General features: G+C 34.8%; 20 protein-coding genes. 11 read left to right on the forward strand and 9 right to left on the reverse strand.

What is annotated here, in order from left to right; all coding sequences use genetic code 11:
- The first annotated feature begins 17 nt into the window (after positions 1 to 17).
- Positions 18 to 806: a DNA-formamidopyrimidine glycosylase family protein gene (locus J7604_RS19855; protein WP_293899661.1), complete on the forward strand. Its 789-nt coding sequence runs from the start codon at positions 18 to 20 to the stop codon at positions 804 to 806.
- Here the strand turns inward: J7604_RS19855 and J7604_RS19860 are convergent.
- Positions 769 to 1,782: a hypothetical protein gene (locus J7604_RS19860; RefSeq protein WP_293899664.1), complete on the reverse strand. Its 1,014-nt coding sequence runs from the start codon at positions 1,780 to 1,782 to the stop codon at positions 769 to 771. The two genes, J7604_RS19855 and J7604_RS19860, sit on opposite strands and share 38 nt — an antisense overlap.
- Positions 1,783 to 2,150: 368 nt before the next feature.
- On the opposite strand from J7604_RS19860, the gene J7604_RS19865 reads away from it, so the two are divergent.
- Positions 2,151 to 2,924: a LexA family transcriptional regulator gene (locus J7604_RS19865; RefSeq protein WP_293899667.1), complete on the forward strand. Its 774-nt coding sequence runs from the start codon at positions 2,151 to 2,153 to the stop codon at positions 2,922 to 2,924.
- Positions 2,925 to 2,930: 6 nt separating this feature from the next.
- On the opposite strand, the gene J7604_RS19870 is transcribed toward J7604_RS19865, so the two are convergent.
- Positions 2,931 to 3,677, reverse strand: coding sequence for a hypothetical protein (locus J7604_RS19870; RefSeq protein WP_293899670.1), 747 nt, complete (start codon positions 3,675 to 3,677; stop codon positions 2,931 to 2,933).
- 63 nt (positions 3,678 to 3,740) lie between these two features.
- Between J7604_RS19870 and J7604_RS19875 the strand changes: the two genes are divergently transcribed.
- Positions 3,741 to 4,286 (forward strand): hypothetical protein, encoded by a 546-nt coding sequence (locus J7604_RS19875; RefSeq protein ID WP_293899673.1) that lies wholly within the window; start codon positions 3,741 to 3,743, stop codon positions 4,284 to 4,286.
- Positions 4,287 to 4,337: 51 nt separating this feature from the next.
- Here J7604_RS19875 and J7604_RS19880 read toward each other — a convergent pair whose 3' ends face one another.
- The 4 genes from J7604_RS19880 to J7604_RS19895 are packed head-to-tail and all read right to left on the reverse strand — an operon-like array spanning position 4,338 to position 8,779.
- Positions 4,338 to 5,402, reverse strand: coding sequence for an AMP-binding protein (locus tag J7604_RS19880; RefSeq protein ID WP_293899676.1), 1,065 nt, complete (start codon positions 5,400 to 5,402; stop codon positions 4,338 to 4,340).
- A 44-nt stretch (positions 5,403 to 5,446) separates the two neighbouring features.
- Positions 5,447 to 7,132: a 2-succinyl-5-enolpyruvyl-6-hydroxy-3-cyclohexene-1-carboxylic-acid synthase gene (menD, locus tag J7604_RS19885; protein ID WP_293899679.1), complete on the reverse strand. Its 1,686-nt coding sequence runs from the start codon at positions 7,130 to 7,132 to the stop codon at positions 5,447 to 5,449.
- 5 nt (positions 7,133 to 7,137) lie between these two features.
- The gene (locus J7604_RS19890) at positions 7,138 to 8,346 is read right to left on the reverse strand and encodes a chorismate-binding protein (RefSeq protein WP_293899682.1); all 1,209 of its coding nucleotides are present in this window, start codon (positions 8,344 to 8,346) and stop codon (positions 7,138 to 7,140) included.
- Positions 8,347 to 8,359: 13 nt separating this feature from the next.
- Positions 8,360 to 8,779, reverse strand: a complete 420-nt coding sequence (locus J7604_RS19895; RefSeq protein ID WP_293899685.1) for a hotdog fold thioesterase — start codon at positions 8,777 to 8,779, stop codon at positions 8,360 to 8,362.
- A gap of 40 nt (positions 8,780 to 8,819) precedes the next feature.
- Here J7604_RS19895 and J7604_RS19900 point away from each other — a divergent pair, with 40 nt between their 5' ends.
- From J7604_RS19900 to J7604_RS19935, 8 genes are all read left to right on the forward strand, one after another.
- The gene (locus J7604_RS19900) at positions 8,820 to 9,449 is read left to right on the forward strand and encodes a histidine phosphatase family protein (RefSeq protein WP_293899688.1); all 630 of its coding nucleotides are present in this window, start codon (positions 8,820 to 8,822) and stop codon (positions 9,447 to 9,449) included.
- A gap of 125 nt (positions 9,450 to 9,574) precedes the next feature.
- A complete protein-coding gene (locus J7604_RS19905) occupies positions 9,575 to 10,669 on the forward strand; it encodes an acyl-CoA desaturase (RefSeq protein ID WP_293899691.1) in 1,095 nt (364 codons plus the stop codon).
- Between the two features lie 203 nt (positions 10,670 to 10,872).
- Positions 10,873 to 12,480, forward strand: coding sequence for a pyruvate dehydrogenase complex dihydrolipoamide acetyltransferase (locus tag J7604_RS19910; protein WP_293899694.1), 1,608 nt, complete (start codon positions 10,873 to 10,875; stop codon positions 12,478 to 12,480).
- A 94-nt stretch (positions 12,481 to 12,574) separates the two neighbouring features.
- Entirely contained in the window at positions 12,575 to 13,117 is a 543-nt protein-coding gene (hslV, locus tag J7604_RS19915; RefSeq protein WP_293899697.1) for an ATP-dependent protease subunit HslV, read from the forward strand.
- Entirely contained in the window at positions 13,114 to 13,455 is a 342-nt protein-coding gene (gene arsC / locus J7604_RS19920; protein WP_293899700.1) for an arsenate reductase (glutaredoxin), read from the forward strand. Before hslV ends, arsC begins: the two co-directional genes overlap by 4 nt.
- An 87-nt stretch (positions 13,456 to 13,542) precedes the next feature.
- Complete coding sequence (locus J7604_RS19925; protein ID WP_293899703.1) at positions 13,543 to 14,070, forward strand: hypothetical protein; 528 nt, start codon at positions 13,543 to 13,545, stop codon at positions 14,068 to 14,070.
- Positions 14,071 to 14,658 (forward strand): ACP phosphodiesterase, encoded by a 588-nt coding sequence (locus J7604_RS19930; RefSeq protein ID WP_293899705.1) that lies wholly within the window; start codon positions 14,071 to 14,073, stop codon positions 14,656 to 14,658.
- Between the two features lie 105 nt (positions 14,659 to 14,763).
- Positions 14,764 to 15,402, forward strand: a complete 639-nt coding sequence (locus J7604_RS19935) for an ACP phosphodiesterase (protein ID WP_293899707.1) — start codon at positions 14,764 to 14,766, stop codon at positions 15,400 to 15,402.
- Here J7604_RS19935 and J7604_RS19940 read toward each other — a convergent pair.
- The 3 genes from J7604_RS19940 to J7604_RS19950 all read right to left on the reverse strand — a co-directional run bounded on the left by J7604_RS19940 (position 15,386) and on the right by J7604_RS19950 (position 17,946).
- Positions 15,386 to 16,186, reverse strand: coding sequence for a phosphatase PAP2 family protein (locus J7604_RS19940; protein ID WP_293899709.1), 801 nt, complete (start codon positions 16,184 to 16,186; stop codon positions 15,386 to 15,388). The two genes, J7604_RS19935 and J7604_RS19940, sit on opposite strands and share 17 nt — an antisense overlap.
- 65 nt (positions 16,187 to 16,251) lie before the next feature.
- Positions 16,252 to 16,902: a YdcF family protein gene (locus J7604_RS19945; protein WP_293899712.1), complete on the reverse strand. Its 651-nt coding sequence runs from the start codon at positions 16,900 to 16,902 to the stop codon at positions 16,252 to 16,254.
- A gap of 9 nt (positions 16,903 to 16,911) precedes the next feature.
- A complete protein-coding gene (locus J7604_RS19950) occupies positions 16,912 to 17,946 on the reverse strand; it encodes a DUF4421 family protein (RefSeq protein WP_293899715.1) in 1,035 nt (344 codons plus the stop codon).
- Positions 17,947 to 18,079 lie beyond the last annotated feature (133 nt).

Consider the following 18,079-nt stretch of genomic DNA (forward strand, 5'->3'; position numbering starts at 1 on the left):
AATAAAGGAATAAAGTTATGCCGGAATTACCAGATGTTTCTGTCTTTAGAGATTATTTTGATAAAGCAACTCATAATAAAAAGATCGAAAGAGTTGATGTTATTGAAAAACGAATACTAAGAGGAACCTCCGAAAAAGAATTAAATAAAGTCCTTAAGGGTAAAATTTTTAAAAATTCAGATAGATACGGAAAACATCTATTTGCAGAAATTGGCTCTAAAGTGGGCCTCGATATTCATTTCGGTATGACAGGTGATCTGGAGCTCATTGATGACCTTTCTAAAATTCCCCCATATACAAGATTGCTTTTTGTTTTCCAGGATGGAGAAGGGTTAGCCTTCGAAGATCAGAGAATATTCGGACACATAAGTCTTGTAAATAACCTTGATGATCTGGTCTCCCAAAATGATTTAGGAAAAGATGCCCTAACTATTACTGCTGAAGAGTTTCATGAAATAATTCGTAAGAGAAGAGGGAAGATTAAATCTATTCTGATGAATCAATCGTTGATTTCTGGTATTGGAAATGTCTATGCAGACGAAATTCTTTTTCAGGCAGGTATTCATCCGGAGGCAAAGGGAAGTCGAATACCTGACGATAAAATAAGGAAATTGTTTTCTACAATGAATAAAGTTTTGAAAACAGCTATAAAATATGAAGCTCACAGGGAAGATTTTCCAACTAAGTTTTTAATCAACCATAGAAGGGAAAATGATGAGTGCCCAGGAAAGTGCGGTAAAATCAATGTGATTAAAATAAATGGGCGCACTACTTATTTTTGTGACGCTTGTCAACAGCTTTATTAGGCAGCTTTCTTTGAACTATTAAATATTCAAGGTTGCCAAAAGAAAATGTATCTGGTTGATCTATACTTAAATCAGTGATCTTTCCTGACCAGGTTTCTATAACATCATGCTGAGTATTGAAAGGTCCTTTATCAAAATCAACAGCTCGAATAGTTATTTTATCGTCGGGAGCGCACATAAAATAGGTTGATTGGAAGGGCTTCGTATACTGAATTACATTTTTTATTTCTGGACTGTGGTAAATATAATCATCACCACATTGAACATCCCAGAAAAGATCGGGAAACCCTGTGCCTCCAAAAGTATAGTCATATTTGGAAGGATCGCAAACATTCGTGTTAAGTTTGAATTTTAACACTTCAATGGAAGTACTTATAAGTTCAGGAGCATCAATTTGAAATTTAATTGTCTTTGAAGCTACTGGTTTATGCGAAAAATAGTCAACTTCTTTGAGATCACTTTTCAAACTATCTTGTTTGAAGCGGACAGGAATAGCTTCAAATATAAGGTTAAGGGAATGTGTTCCTTTTGTCAGTTCCAGAGATCTGATTGGAATAGAATAATTAAGAATTCTATCCCCATCTTTGACAAGCAAAAACTCATCATGCAAACTTAAAAATTTTTCGGAATAATAGTTTATTGGAGATGTATATGTCTTCTTGCCTGAACAAGATAAGGAAATATAAAGAGCTTCAATTCCTTGATTTTTTAGTCCTTTCCAAAAGAGATCTGATAAATGAACTTTAAAGTCAACTTCAATCACATTAGCCTTCTCGTTTGTAACTGTGTCAATGCTATAAATATTAAAATTAAGACCTTTTTCAAGAGAATCTATTGAAGTATATTTAATACCAGAGTATTTCAATTGAGGGGGGATCTGGTTGGCATTTGATTCATGATGAGAAGCTTCCTTGCAAGAAGGCGATATGAAAATGAAAAGTATTGCTATCAGATTAAGTAATAAATTTTGTTTCATTGAGTTCTTCACTCTCTTTATCATTGGTTAGTTGCTTTTATTTAAATTATATTTTACTAATAAATTTAATTTTTAGAAAATTTTACTAAAAATATTAGCGTATGTTAGTTTTATGATGTTTATTTGCTAAAAAACATCGTATTTATGTTAGTTGCTGCTAAAAGGGGTTTCAAATTAAAATATTTTTTACGTAAACCTATACCCAATTCAAGATTCATACAGGTTAATTACCTGTTTGAAGATAATACGGGATTTTTCATTCATGGTGAAAAACTGGTCGAAAATAAAAGCAGTTTGAGCAGAATGATTAGCAATGTATTACAGGATATTAATATTTTGATTTAATTAGTGGATATAATTTAAAAAACATGACTCTGATCAGTGACAATATAAAGCATTTAAGAAAGCAAAAAGGATTTACACAGGAACAATTGGCTGAAAAGGTAGGAATAAAAAGATCTTTATTAGGTGCTTATGAAGAAGGAAGGGCAGAACCTGGTTTGTACAACCTTATTATGTTTTCTAAAATACTTGAAGTGTCAGTAGATGCACTCATTAGTGGGGATTTAAAAGATCCTGAAAGCTATAAGCAAGTGATGCAGAAAGATATTGAAGCTAAGAAATTGAGAGTACTTTCAATAACTGTAGATAAAAATGATAATGAATCAGTTCCTATGGTTCCCCAAAAAGCGGCAGCTGGGTATCTTAACGGTTATGCTGATCCTGAATATATTGGAGACCTTCCCAATTTTTATCTTCCTAACTTTAAAAATGGAACCTTTCGTGCATTTGAAATCTCAGGAGATTCTATGTTACCGCTTGTCTCCGGGACCATTATTATAGGTCAGTATGTTGATAATTGGAATTATGTCAAAGATGATCAGACTTATATTGTTGTGACTTCAAAAGAAGGCATAGTTTACAAAAGAGTCACTAATCATTTAAAAACCAGAGAAGTATTTCTATTATCATCAGATAATCCTGTTTATTCTCCTTACGAAGTACATCCGGATGACATACTTGAAGTCTGGGAGGCGAAAGCATTCATCAGTACAGAGTTTCCCAAACCCGATATGTCAATAGAAAAGCTTGCTCATATGGTGGTAAATATGAAAGAAGAGCTTAAGAATTTGAAGAAGTAAGTTGCCTTACTTCTTCGATATTTTTTCAAACATATCAATAAGTTTTGAGACACTCTTATCTTTATCTGAAAGGTTAATAACCCCTTCATTCGCTTTAAACCATATGCCTTCTCCAGTATTAATGTAATACCCCTGAGCTTTACCGGGAGTAGAAAGGCTGTTCTCATAAATATACTCGGGTAGATAAACTGTTTGAAGGGTATTTTTCAGGTCTTCCCACTTCAACTCTATAACCTTTTTTTGATTGTTTTTTTCTATTTCTGCTATAAATTTTCGGGTTTTAAATTCAGGTTTAAGATTGACTGCGATAAGATCCTGGGGGAAGTTCTTTATAAAATTAATCTCTAAATTGGCTTCTTTACCTGAGGTTTCATAAATGGCTTGTGTCACTTCTTGAATGAAATAAGCCCATTCATCAATATTCTCTGGAGATCCTGATATGATTTTGGGAGCTTCAATCAGCACTTTTATCTCTGATTCCTCTTTAAGGAATGTGGATTTGTTAATTAGAGTTTGAATAGGATCGATCCACACAGAACTTAAACTGCCATTCCAGTTATAATCATCGTTCAAAGTGAATCCTTCATCTAAAATATCATCTTCTGTGAGTTCTTCCCGTCCAATATATTTAATATTAAATTCAACTTTGAGCAGATTATTTGCGTTAATAAATTTCAAAATAATGGTGTTGGAATAGGGAGGGTAAAGGTCAGATGGAGTAAAATTTATTTCAAAACTGTGAAAGTTATTCATATTTGATTTGTTTTTTTAAATTTTATAAATATTTTTCAACGCAAATTAGTACAAACGTAAATAATGAAAGGTTTAAAAAGTATTATCTGTGATACAATATTAGGTGAAACAGGTATTAAGTTGACAGCCAAGGATTTGGGTATTAAGTTCGAAGCTGATGGTGTTATAGTGAAGCTTTGGGATTTCGAAGTGCTTAAAATGGCTATTCATGGGCACAAAGATACAGATACTGCTGAATTTGCTGAAGATTTATTAGATGCTCTTTTTGAAGAATATTATGACTTCAGGGAGAAGGTAATAGAATTAAAGCTGGAAGATTTGAATCAGCGTTGGAGACCTTTGATTATTGATACAATTACCCCAATTTTGAAGAAGAACAAGGTAAGTCAAGGTGTATTAGATGTGTTGGATTACGAGTTTGTAGATATGGGTTATGTAAAAACCCCATATTCTAACCCGGATGAAGAGGAGTGGGGCTTCCCAATTTTTGCTCTGAGAATTACCGATTTTGAAGATCTAGAATATTTGCATACAATTGATGCATATTCTGATTTACAAAAATTTGACTTTGATGGTCTTGTTAAAGATTTTCTTAAAAAGATAAGATAATTTTAGCGTTCAATAAAATTAAATAACCTGTTCTGTGTATTCGGGACAGGTTTATTTATTGATTTTAATTGTTTTTAGTTTGTCAATTTTTCCTGATGCTGTGTATTCAAAATTTTGACAAAATATAAAATACCTTGGAACTTCATATTTAGACAGTTCTCTTTTTAATAATAGAAGTATATCTGATTTTGAATTTTCAAAGCCTTCATAATAAAAGGCCAATGCTTCTCCCAGCTTTTCATCAGGTTGTTTTGCTAAAAAGAAATTTATTCCAAAATTCCTCTCTTTCAGGATCCTGTTAATTTTATCTTCTATTGATTCTATCTGAAGTTTTATTCCTCCGGAATTTACGATATTATCAATCCTACCAAGCCATGTGAATTCTCTTTCTGAATGAAATTGAACAAGGTCATTGGTTGTAACCCATTGATTGTTGGTCACAAGGCCTTTAATTTCCAGACAGCCCCTCAAATCTACTCTTGTTTCAACTCCTTCAAATACCTTAAAATGATCTGATTGCTGCGGCCCGTTTAATAATTTTAAAGCTATATGACTTACTGTTTCAGTCATCCCATAAGTACTGTATATAGGTACACTTAAGTTTTGAAGTCTTGCCTTTAATGTCTCTGAAACAGCTGCTCCACCTACAATGACGGCCTTTAACTTATTTAATCTTGCTGAACTTTCAGGATTGTTCAAAACTGTTTCCAATTGAAGCGGAACTATAGCTGTAAAGTCAAATTCAAAGTTCTCGGGAATTGATTTAAAGGGATCTGAAACAGGAGGAATGATATAGGAATTAAATTTTTCTACCATTGTTCTAACAAGCATCATTTTACCACCAATCATATTAGTGTTGATGCAAATTAGAGCTCTATCGCCAGATTTCAGTCTTAGTGCTTTTATCGTAGCTCTTGCACTTGCTTCCATCTGCACTCTGTTTATTTCAATGACTTTGGGTGTTGAAGTTGATCCTGAAGTCTGAAGCAAAAATATTTCTTTATGATTCAACCAGTCTCTTAAAAATGAAATTGTTGTAGACTCGTATTCATCTGAAGTAGTGAAAAGATCCAGCTTTTCTAATTCAATTTTTCGATTGTTAAGGTAGATATCCACGTGATCTGAATCTCTATTGTCGGATAATAAAATTTGGCGATTACTTATTTTCCAAATTGCTCTTTAATCTGCTGCTTGAAGGAATTGAAAACCTTTGTATTGTTATCTATACTGGTTTCAATTTCTAATATCTTTGATTTGCCAGATGTTGGCAGTAGTTTTGGTAAAGCTGCCTTAAATGATTCTCTATCATTGCAATGTAAATAATCAAGGTTAAATTCACCTGCGATATGGTCAGCTTTTAGTTTTTGATTGGTAATAAAATATTCTGAAGCTTCTTTCAGATTTTTGGGGCCATCAATCATATTAAAGATACCGCCACCATGATTGTTTAATAGAACAATTCTTAAATTATCTGGCAGGTAATTATTCCAGAAAGCATTTCTATCATAAAAGAAAGCAAGATCTCCGGTCAAAAGAAATACCAGCTTTTCAGTGCATAAAGCATTACCAACAGCTGTACTCAGCACTCCATCTATTCCGCTTGTACCTCTGTTTGCTCTTACAACAGTTCCTGAATCGATAAAGCTTCCAAAGTAATTCGCATATCTCACTGGCATGCTATTAGATAGGTGAAGAATAATTTCTGGAGATAGATTTTTTGTGACCTGAAATGCTGCTTCAAATTCTGAAAATTCTGATTGAGAATTAAAGAAGTTGCTAAGAATGGTAAGTCCTTTATTATCCATAGTAATCCAGTTGTTCAGCCATTCATCATTTTTTATATCACCTTTAAATATACTGAAAAACGATTTCGGCTCAACAGGAATAATGTGCGAAAGGCATTGATATGTGTCAGCAGCTTCTCCGGAAGGATCTATATGCCAATGATGTTTTGGTTTGTATTTTCTTAGAAAAGATTTCAGACTTTTAGATAGTACAGATTGACCAAATGTGATAAGTAAATCTGGTGATAGTTTTTCTAATTCAGGTTCTCCTGAAAGAATGATATCAATGTTTTGTATTTTATTCTTGCAATGAAGATTGGCAATAGGCTCTGCCCATAATGGAATTCTATGATGATCTGTAAATATAGATACTGCTGTATTCAGTTCAGTATTGTCATTGTTTTGCCCGCTAAGCAATACTACTTTCTCACTTTGATTAAACAACTGTATAAGTTGTTTTAGATCTGAGGTATCTACAGCAGATTGAGCCTTTACTTTTTCAATTATTCTAGCGGCAGAATATTTTACATCATTGCTATTCTTAGGATAAAATGGCTCACGTAAAGGAATATTGATATGTACCGGACCCTTAGGATATGACTCAGCTAAGTTTATTGCTTCAGAAATACTTCTTTGAATATGCCAAGCCGAATCTGGGTTTTGATGATCTGTTGGAAGCTGGAAGAATTTTTTTACATGGTTTCCATAAATATTTTGCTGCCGGATCGTCTGTCCATCCTGCTGATCCACCCATTCCGGAGGTCTGTCTGCAGTCAGTATTATCAATGGTATTTGTTGGTAAAAAGCTTCAGCTACAGCGGGGGCATAATTAAGTGCAGCAGTGCCGCTTGTACATAAAAGCCCAACGGGTTTTTGGGTTTCAAGTGATAAACCTAATGCAATAAATGCTGCCGATCTTTCATCTGTAACTGTCCTGCTAGTTAATTTGGGGTGGTTGACTATAGATACAGTAAGAGGGGCGCAGCGAGAGCCGGGTGATAATACAAAGTTATTTAGACCTTTTTTAGAGCAGATTTCTGCAATGTTATAAATTGATTCCACAAGTATTATTGAAGATGATCAAAAAGCGATTCTAAGGTGTACATTTTATGATTGGTCTCCTCCAATTCATTGGCAGCCACTGAATCTTTTGTAATACCAGCTCCTGCAAAGAAGGTAACTTTTCCTGACTGAATTTTGCAGCACCTGATATTTACATAAATACTAGTTTCGTTATTTATTTTGATTGGTCCAAGAAACCCTGTAAATAGTTCTCTATCATAATTTTCCATTTCTGTTATGAAATTCATTGCAGGCTCTTTTGGAGTGCCACATACCGCAGAAGTAGGATGAAGAAGTTTCAGCATGCTGAATAAAAGATCAGGGAACGGAACTTCATTGATATTAACAGTATAATCTGTTCTCAAGTGAAAGAGATTTCCTGCCTGAACAGTTCTTGGTCCCTCATCTTCATATTCCCGCAGTCGTATAGATTTAAAGCAATTGATAATATATCGACTTACTATTGCCTGCTCTTCAATTTCCTTTTGTGTCCAGACGACTTCATTAAGTTTTTGAATGCCTGTTACAGGTTTAGTAGCAGCCAAAGCTATCGTTTTGAAGATGTTATCTTTTGAAACACTGACAAGAAGTTCAGGAGTAGCTCCTATCCATGTTCCCAATGTTGGATGACTTACCAATGAACTGAAAGCCTGAGGATGTTTTTGACAAAGCTGAAGATAAAATTGAAAAGGGTTAAATCCAGAAGGAAGTTCTTTCTCTTTTGATCTGGAAAGGACAATTTTCTTAAATTTTTCTTTTTGAATTTCTTGAACAGCTTTTTCTACCTGAGCTTTGAATTCCTGAGGCTGACCAGTTTGTGGGTTTTTAGAGCTAAGTTTCTCCTGGTGAATTGGGGTAAACTCATTGTAATGATATTCAAAGGCTTCAGCCAGATCACTATTGGGAATATTATTTACCTGAATTTCGCTTTCAGAAGAATTGAAATAAATGTCTGGTCTGATCAGAATGGTCTCTTTTAAGTCCGGGTTGATAAATGGACTTAAAATAAATCCAGCTTCAATGTTTTCATTAAACTCAACTTTATTAAGAGTTTCTGAAAAGTCTATGATGATGGAAATATCATTCCTCCCTGGTTCTCTCCACACAGCGACAGCAAGTCCAAGGTTAAAAGAAGCGGTGAATAAACGCTCCAGTGTTTCTTCAGCCCGATCAAAACTTTGTATAAAGTCTGTGCGGGTGCTCAATCCCTTCATCCGATAAGTGTATTTACTTTTTAGGTACTATGGCAACAGTTAGTCTGCTGATACAAACTAATTCTTTATTTTCATTTTCAATTCTGATATCCCAGATATGCGTATTTTTCCCAAAGTGTATAAGAGATGCTTTGCCAAATACATAGCCGCTTCGAACACTTTTAACATGATTCGCATTGATCTCCAGGCCAAATGGAGAAAATTGTTCAAGATTTACACATGATGCCGATCCGATGGATCCTAGTGTTTCAGCGAGTACAACTGATGCACCTCCGTGCAGAAATCCCATTGGCTGATGGGTACGGTTATCTACGGGCATTTTGCCGATGATATAGTCTGCGCCGACTTCAATGTATTCAATCCCTAAATACTCTACCATTGTATTTTTGGATAGTTTATTTAGGTCCTGAACAGTAATGTTGGGATTAATCATTATTTTGCAATACTATATTAAGTACAAAAGTAGAAGAAAATTGAAAACGAAAAAAATTTACCTTTTAAGACATGGCCAGACAGATTATAATCTGAAAGGAATTGTTCAGGGGAGTGGAGTAGATACAGATTTGAATGATACTGGTCAGAATCAGGCAAAGGCATTTTATAATTCGTATAAAAATGTTCCGTTTGATAAAATTTATATTTCTGCGCTAAAACGAACCAAACAATCCGTTCAACTATTTATAGATCTGGGTATTCCTTATGAAACTTTGAAAGGACTCAACGAAATCAACTGGGGCAATAAAGATGGTCAGATAATAAGTGTAGATGAAAATACGCAATACTGGCAGTTGGTAAGAGGTTGGAATTCCGGAAATTTTGACTTGAAAATGGACGGTGGAGAAAGCCCTCGTGAAGTTGAAAAAAGACTTTTGGATGCATGGAATCACATTATTTCTAACGATAAAGAAGAAAATATTTTAATATGCATGCATGGGCGGGCTTTGAGGATTTTACTTGCATCCATATTGCACAACGATTTGAGTAAAATGGAAACATTTGAACATCATAATCTTGGCTTATATATCTTGAATTATTCTCAGGATACAGGTTTGGTTATTGAAAAATCAAATTGCATGGAACACTTGAAAAATTTATTTTGTTAAAAAAAACTGATATACACATATTTCCGAAATATGACTATTCGTTCATGTAATGTTTTTCATTCATAAATAGAATTTTTCCGTATCAGCGAAGAAAAGATTGAAATTATAATACCTAAATACCATAAATGTTAGCAAAAGTAAAATTCATCGACGTTAAGAAAACTGGTTTTTTTTCAACCGTCAGAGAAAGAGTAGATAATTATTTTACAGAAAATAATATCTCGAAAACAGGTAACACTGCCATGTATGTTAAAACTGTGTTTTTTTTGGGGGGATTATTGCTTTTCTATGGTTTAATAATTTCAAATCAATTCGGGCTTATCACTATGTGGGTGCTTAGCGCGCTGCTTGGGATGTTTGCTGCATTTATAGGATTTAATATATGCCATGATGCCATCCATGGATCTTATTCCACTAACACTACTCTTAACAAAGTTCTAGGTTATTTATTTAACTTAATTGGGGCCAATGCTTATTTATGGAGTATCGCACACAATGTTGTGCATCATACCTATACCAATATTCATGGCCATGATGAGGATATCGAAATCGCTCCCGGACTTATTAGATTAAATCCGGACGAAAAAGCAAATAAGATACAAAGATATCAGCATTATTATGCCTTTTTTCTTTATAGTCTTGCAAGTCTTTCATGGGTGATGAGAAAAGATTATATCAAATTCTTTAAAAAGAATATTGGAACTCACGTGAACAATCATCCCAAAAAAGAATATGTAAAGCTATTTTTGTTTAAGTTTTTATATTATGTAGCCTTTATAGTTCTTCCACTTGTATTTGTGGATATTACATGGTGGCAGTTCATTATAGGGTTCTTAACTATGCACTTTGCAGAAGGACTTGTACTAGGTTTAGTGTTTCAGCTTGCCCACGTGGTTGAATTAACAGAGTTTCCGGATCCAAATGAAGAGGGGAATATTGAAGAAGCATGGGCAGTTCACCAAATGCGTACAACTGCGAATTTTGCGAGAAAAAGTCCTATAGCTGCATTTTTGTGCGGCGGGTTGAATATGCAGGTTGAGCACCATTTATTCCCTAAAATTTGCCATATCCACTATCCGATCATTTCTGAGATAGTTAGAGAAACAGCAATTGAATTCGGTATTCCTTATCATGAATATCCAACTTTTGGAGAAGCATTGGTGTCACATTTTAAGGTTCTGAAACGATTTAGCAGGCCTGAAATAGAAACAGCTGCCTAAAAAAATGAGGTTAAATCCCTAAGAAATATTGATTTTAAGAAAAATATCCCCACTCCTGTATATTTTCAGGGTGGGGATAGTACTTTTTGCGTTTTATTTTTAAATTTGGTCCGTTAAAAACTTGTTTTGAAAGGTAGTTTTACCCTATTATTACAGTTTGAAATTAATTTCTAAGCATTAATTAAACAATTGCATTTAGTACAATGGCTGAAGTGATCAGAATGCCCAAAATGAGTGATACCATGACAGATGGTGTTATTGCTACGTGGCATAAAAAAGTAGGAGACAAAGTAAAGTCCGGAGACGTACTTGCTGAGGTTGAAACTGACAAGGCTACAATGGAGCTGGAATCTTACGAGGATGGTACACTTTTATTTATAGGTGTAAAAGAAAAAGAATCAGCTCCTGTGGATGGAGTTATTGCTATCATTGGAAAAGATGGAGAGAATATCGACGGGCTATTGAGCAGCGTGGGTAAAGGTGGTGCAGCTCCTGCATCAGCTCCTTCAGAAACAAAAACTGAACCTGCTCCTCAGAAAGCAGCAGCTAAAGTTGATACATCAAATATTAATGCTGAAATAATCAGGATGCCTAAAATGAGTGATACCATGACGGAGGGTACCATCGTTGCTTGGCATAAAAAAGTAGGTGATAAAGTTAAATCCGGAGACCTACTTGCAGAGGTAGCTACAGATAAAGCTACAATGGAGTTAGAATCATATAATGACGGTATACTTTTATATGTAGGTGTTAAGGATGGAGAAGCGGTTGCTGTTGATGGTGTACTTGCCATCATAGGAGAGCAGGGCGCTGATTATCAGACATTACTTTCTGCTTCAGCCTCAGGCGCATCTTCAGCTGCTCCTGCAGCAAAAGAAGAGAAGAAAGAAAGCGCAGCTCCTCAGGCAACAGCACAGACATCTTCAGTTTCCAGTGGCGATCACAGACTGAAAGCTTCTCCGCTGGCTAGAAAAATTGCTAAGGACAAAGGTATTGATCTTAAGCAGGTTCACGGTTCCGGAGAGTTTGGCAGAATTGTTAAAAAAGACATTGAAAGCTTTAAAACTACTGCGGCTGCACCTCAAGGTACAGAAGCTAAATCTGTTTCTGCACCTGCATATGTAGGTCAGGAAAGTTTTGATGAGGTTCCTGTTTCTCAAATGAGAAAAACTATTGCCAAGAGGCTTGGCGAAAGTAAATTTGGTGCTCCTCACTTCTACCTTACCATGGAAGTAAACATGGATAAGGCTATTGAAGCCAGAGCCAGCATCAATGAAGTTGCTCCTGTTAAAATTTCCTTTAATGACATGGTGATTAAAGCTACAGCTGCAGCTTTAAGAAAGCATCCAAAAGTGAATTCATCATGGTTAGGAGATAAAATAAGATATAATCATCACATTCATATTGGCGTTGCAGTTGCAGTTGAAGAAGGTCTTTTAGTGCCTGTTCTCAGATTTGCGGATAATAAATCATTATCTCAGATCGGAACTGAAGTAAAAGAGTTAGGTGGAAAAGCTAAAAACAAAAAACTTTCACCTGCTGAGATGTCTGGAAATACTTTCACTATTTCCAACTTGGGGATGTTCGGTATTGAAGAGTTTACAGCAATCATTAATCCTCCTGATGCTGCGATTCTTGCAGTTGGTGGTATTAAACAACTACCAGTAGTTAAGAATGGTGAAATAAAAATTGGTAACGTGATGAAACTTACATTATCATGCGATCACAGAGCATTGGATGGAGCAGTTGGTTCCGCATTCCTTCAGACTCTGAAAGAATTCTTAGAAGATCCGGTCAGAATTCTGGTTTAATAAAAAATAAACAAATAAGCCTCTCAACAACCGGGAGGCTTATTTGTTTATAAGAGTGTAGTGTGTTTAAATTTTTTAAAGATTTTTAAGTAAAATGGAAAAAATTAAATCAACAACTGTAATTTCTGTAATTCACAAAGGGGAAGTGGCAATCGGAGCTGATGGACAGGCAACACTTGGTAATACAGTTGCCAAAAGTAATGTTAAAAAAATCAGAAGATTATTTGATGGAAAGATTATTTGCGGCTTTGCTGGCAGCACTGCGGACGCATTTACATTACTTGAAAGATTGGAGGAAAAACTAAATTCCTATGGGGGAAATCTTAAAAGAGGAGCAATAGAGCTTGCAAAAGATTGGAGGACTGATCGATATCTTAGAAAATTAGAAGCAATGCTTATTGCTGCTGATAAAGATGAAATTCTGATAATCTCTGGAACTGGAGATGTAATTGAGCCTGACAATCAGATTGCCGCAATTGGTTCTGGAGCTATGTATGCTCAATCTGCAGCCTTGGCTTTAAAAAAACATGCTGCTCATTTATCTGCAGAGGAAATTGTAAGAGAAAGTCTGAATATTGCAGGTGATATTTGTATTTATACCAATCATAACTTAATAATAGAGACGATTAAGCAATGATTCAAATGTTGCACAATCCCAGATGCACAAAGAGCAGACAAGCTTTGGCGATTCTGACTGAATCTGGTGAAAATCCTCAAATAATAGAATATCTTAAAAATCCGCCTACAATAGAGGAATTGCAGGATATCATAACCAAGCTTAAAATCAAACCAGAAGAGTTGGTTAGAAAGAAGGAACCACTTTATATTGAAAATTTTAAAGGAAAATCCTTCACTGATAAGCAGTGGATTAAAATTTTAAAGGAAAATCCTGTTCTTATAGAGCGTCCGATTTTAATAAAAGGGAATAAAGCTGTGATCGGCAGGGAAGAAGCCAAAGTGAGAGAACTGCTTTAGAATCGTTCATTCCATGTAGAATCAAATTGAATTAATGTTTATATTAAATCCTCATTTTTTCCTATATTCAGTAAAATTTGAGTTTGAATGAGTGTACGCACAGCTTTGACAACTTTGTGTCTTCTGTCATGTTTTAATATCTATGGACAGATTGTCCCTCCCGAAAAAAAGAAATTTAATATAGGAATTTATGATGGAATAGGAGGAGTTAATTTTTCCCCTATTCCAGCTGCAGATATTCAGGCTTTCAATACTACTGTAAGATTGGCGCCTGGGATTGATTATTGGGCACTTGGAGTTTACCAGGAAATATTACCATTGTCAAAAGTATTTTACAACTGGAGATGGATTGTTTCTGCAGGTTATGGATCAAGGAAAGAAGAGGGACTTTTCTATGGTGGCGGTCCTACAGTGATTTCTAAAGGTAACTCTCTTATCCTGCTTACGGGTTTAAAGGCTTATTTCGGTTCTAGATTTTATTCTCAATTTCAATTGGGATACATTAATACACACTATAAAACTGAAAACTTTCCTGATAAACGAGAAAATGGAGTATATTTCGAATTTGGACTTGGGGTAAATATTTTCAAAAGCTTTAAGAAAAAGGCTGATTAGATGAATTTTCTAGGGCATTTATATTTGTCAAGGAGACATTCTGATGAAATTATCATAGGGAATTTTATCGCAGATGGAGTTAGGGGAAAGGAATTAAAAAAGCTGCCTACTTCGGTTTTGCAAGGCATTAAGCTTCACAGAGCTATTGATTATTTTACTGATAAGAATTTATGGGTAAAAAAGAGCAAACAGAGACTTTATCGTGAGTATGGAAAATATTCTCCTGTTATAGTTGATATTTTTTATGATCATTTTTTGGCAGCAGAGTGGGAAAAGTATTCTCCAGAAACTTCCCTTAAAGACTTCGCCCAATCTTCATACGATTTGATTGAAAGCTATCCTCAATATCTGACTGATCATATTAAGTTTCTCCTAACCCATATGAGAAACCAAAATTGGCTTTACAATTATTCTGATATAAAATCACTAGAGAAAACCTTTGAAGGGATGGCCAGGCGCGCCACCTTTAATTCTCGGATGGAGACAGCCTGTAATGCTCTTATTAGGGATTATGATTTGTATAAGGAAGAGTTTAACGCTTTTTTCCCAGAGATAATAAGGTTTGTGGAAGAACTGAACATTCAGTGAGAATACTGATTTTTTGAATGTTTCGAATTTTTTAAGTCAATTTTTGTTTTACACCAATAACCTTATTTAAACCGGATCTTTCTGATCCAATTTAAATTAACCTTTATGGGATTTCTTTTAAACACCTATTTATTTCTTTCAGAATCAAAAGATATCATGGTCGGAAGCTTTATTGGCTCAAATGTAAAACCAAACAAAGTAGATAATTATGGAACTGAGATCAAGAAAGGAATTCTATCAAATCATCTCATTACAAGCTTTAAAAGGTCCCATTTAAGTTACCTTGCCAGCCAAAAACGTTTAAGTCCTAAGTTTTCAAAATATACGGAGGATGTGGTAGATCTTTTATATGACCACCTTTTAGCATCTACCTGGAAAGAAAGAAATGAATATCCATTTGTTGATTTTATACAAAATCTTTATCAGGACTTGCTGGAATTTCATTCGGTATTTCCTTATAAAATGAACAGACTTTTACCTTTTATAATTTCTAATAACCTATTTGGTCTTCTTGAAACTATGAACGGGGTTCATAAATACATAAAACTGATGGCCAAACGAGATACATTAAAAGGAAATTTCGAATATGCCATCACAGATTTTCTTGAAAACTATGTTGAATTTAGGAATGATTTTAATATGGTCTTGAAAGATTTGAAGGATTTTGTCCAGACAGATTGTAAGAAGAATCTGGAAGAAAAGTTGCAAGGTAATTCTGCCCAATATATCAGAATTTATAAGTAAAGGATACAATTCCTGTCTTGTTATAATAAGTCGGAATGATAGAAATATTTGAATCTTTCCTTCTTTTATGGATTTCTGGAATTAAAATCCCAAGTGCCACTCCGATAGGAAGGCCTGCAATGATATCCGTTGGGAAATGCTGTCCATTTTTGTATCTGAAATAGCCGACAAGTGCTGGAGGAATGGATGCAGCTGTCCATATAATCCATTCATGTTTCATATCAGGGTAATAATCGTGAAGGACTTTTGCTGCAAAAAATGTGGAAGCAGCAGCAGCAGCAGGATGTCCGGCAAAGAATGAATTTAATGCTCCTTTGCCTGTCCTTTTCTCCATTTCAACTTCTGAATTGTACACATAAGGGCGCTTTCTCCTGGTCTGACTGACTCCCCAGGTGTATATGACGCCCATTGCACCCATAGTTTCAAGGTAAAGCGTTACTATTTTTAATCCATCATGCCTTATATTTTTGTCTGCAAGTGTTAAAAATGGAATCGCAATAGCTGTATATAATGCCGCATCTGAATATACTCCGGCAATACTTTGGTTGTTGCGTGCTGCTCCCCTGTCAAATGCATTGACATCATCTGGACTTAGAGTGACCACATAAGCACTGTCTAGTCTGGGTTTGGCTCTTAGCTCTTTTAATCCGAGATAGCTAAGTCCGCCTGCTACGGGAATTGAAATAACGTCAATCGCTCTGACTCTGTAAGGGCAAGTCTGGGCGAAACTAAGATTAAAAATATTTATTAATATAAGTATTCCGGTTAGTACTACTTTTAGCATTTTCAAAAAGACTTACAGTGATTAAGACCTAACCTCAGTAGCATTGAAAATGTTAGTTCGGATATTTATTCTTCGTTAAAATTGATGTTCTTTCCTAAGGTGCCTTTCCAACGTTTCCAGAAACTTTCTCTTTCTGTTATACTCATAAAATTTTGAACCTGAGCTGTTGAGTCTATGATCTTTGGATCTATTTTCTCAATTTGTTTTAATGTATCAAATACAATAGGAATATGGGCTATATCAAGTTTAAATTTCTTACCAAACCTTCTTAGTAATTTATCCTGATAAGGATCTGTTGCCAGCGCTATTCTTTTAAATCCCATTTTCTGGGCCAATTTATAAGAGTAATAGAGGTTTTCAGTACTATGCTCAGCTTTAGTTTCTGCAAAAATATTCTCCTTGGGAATACCTAGGGCTTCACCATACAGTGCCATGATTTTACTCTCTACATAAGGCGTATATACAGCACTTCCAGAATAAATAATGTTTTTGGCAATACCTTTCTTATAAAGATATTCAGACCAATAGACTCTTATTTTCATTACAGGATGCCAATTGCCATTTTCATATGGATAGGGGATTCCAGGCACAATAATAACATCATATGGCTCTGATTTCATTGCCTGATTTAGGTACCTTTCAGGTTTGCGTGTTGCACAAGAGGTTAGAATGGCCCAAAAATATAATAAGCCTAAGGGGAAAAAATATTTTTTCATAAAATGAATTTAAAATTTACTTATGATTTTACTTAAGTCAAATCGCCGACCTGCATAAAATCTAATGTTGCCAAGGTGATAGTTTATTGAAGAATGCTCTGAATTGTCCATTGAAATGTTGTCTGTTGTCAAGTTAAATCCAGCATAAAACTTCCCGCCATTGTATCCAGTTGCAAGGCGAATTTGTGACCTAAAAGCAATCTTAGTTTTACTGTAAAAATAATCCAGATTTTCTTTTTGGCCTTCAAAATTTACAAATGCAATGCCTGGAATAGTTGAAAGGGTTATGAAGAAACGCTTTCGGATTACTAAAGTATATGCATAACCAATACCGGCTCCAAATGTTAGGGTTTTTCCTTTGATCAGATATGCTCTTTCGTTAAAGACAGATTCAAGTTGCATAGGTATAATGCTTGAATCTGATTGAAGGTTAAAGAAGTTTAAATATCCTCCAAGCAAAAGAGAACCAGCCCTTTTTTTCTGTGCTTCATCCTGGATGAATGCGGCGCGATATGAAAAACGATCCGAATTAAGTATATAGTAAAAACTTCCCCCTAATGCTGCTGTTGCGATATCTCCTCTTTTGGGATATGGGTCTCTCTGAGAATTCCAAGCTGGGTTAAGGTCTTTTGCATTTTCTATGTAAAATCCCTTATATGTTTGAAGGTTAAGGTCTATGATGGTCTTTCTTCCGTATCTGGTAGCCTGTAGGTCCTTTTGAAATGTTTTTCCATATTTATCATTATCATTGTTGATGAATGGAAGGTTAAAGGCAAATGCAAGTCCGATTTTTTTGAAATATGCACCGAAACCCATTCCAATACTTTCATTAGGATTATACTTCAAACTCTTTTTGCTTGTCTTATCGTAAATGTTAAAATTATTTCCTTTTGAAATAATTGTTGCTTTGGTAGTCAGTTTATCTGAATATGAAGTAATATAAAGAGTATCGTAGTTAAGCTTTTTAGCAGGATGGTTTTGTGAAAAACTATAAAGTGTTGTGAACAAGAATATTAATATGATGCTAACCCTTATATAGGACATTGATATGTATTTCTCAATAAAATTTCTCAAAAGATACATATTTCCCGGCTTATTTTTTCAGTATTAAAGTTTGAAATGAGGTTGTAATATTATAGGAACGAAGTAAAATTAAACATTATTTAGCTTTCCCTAT

The sequence above is a fragment of the Sporocytophaga sp. genome (assembly GCF_017745095.1).
GTDB lineage: Bacteria > Bacteroidota > Bacteroidia > Cytophagales > Cytophagaceae > Sporocytophaga.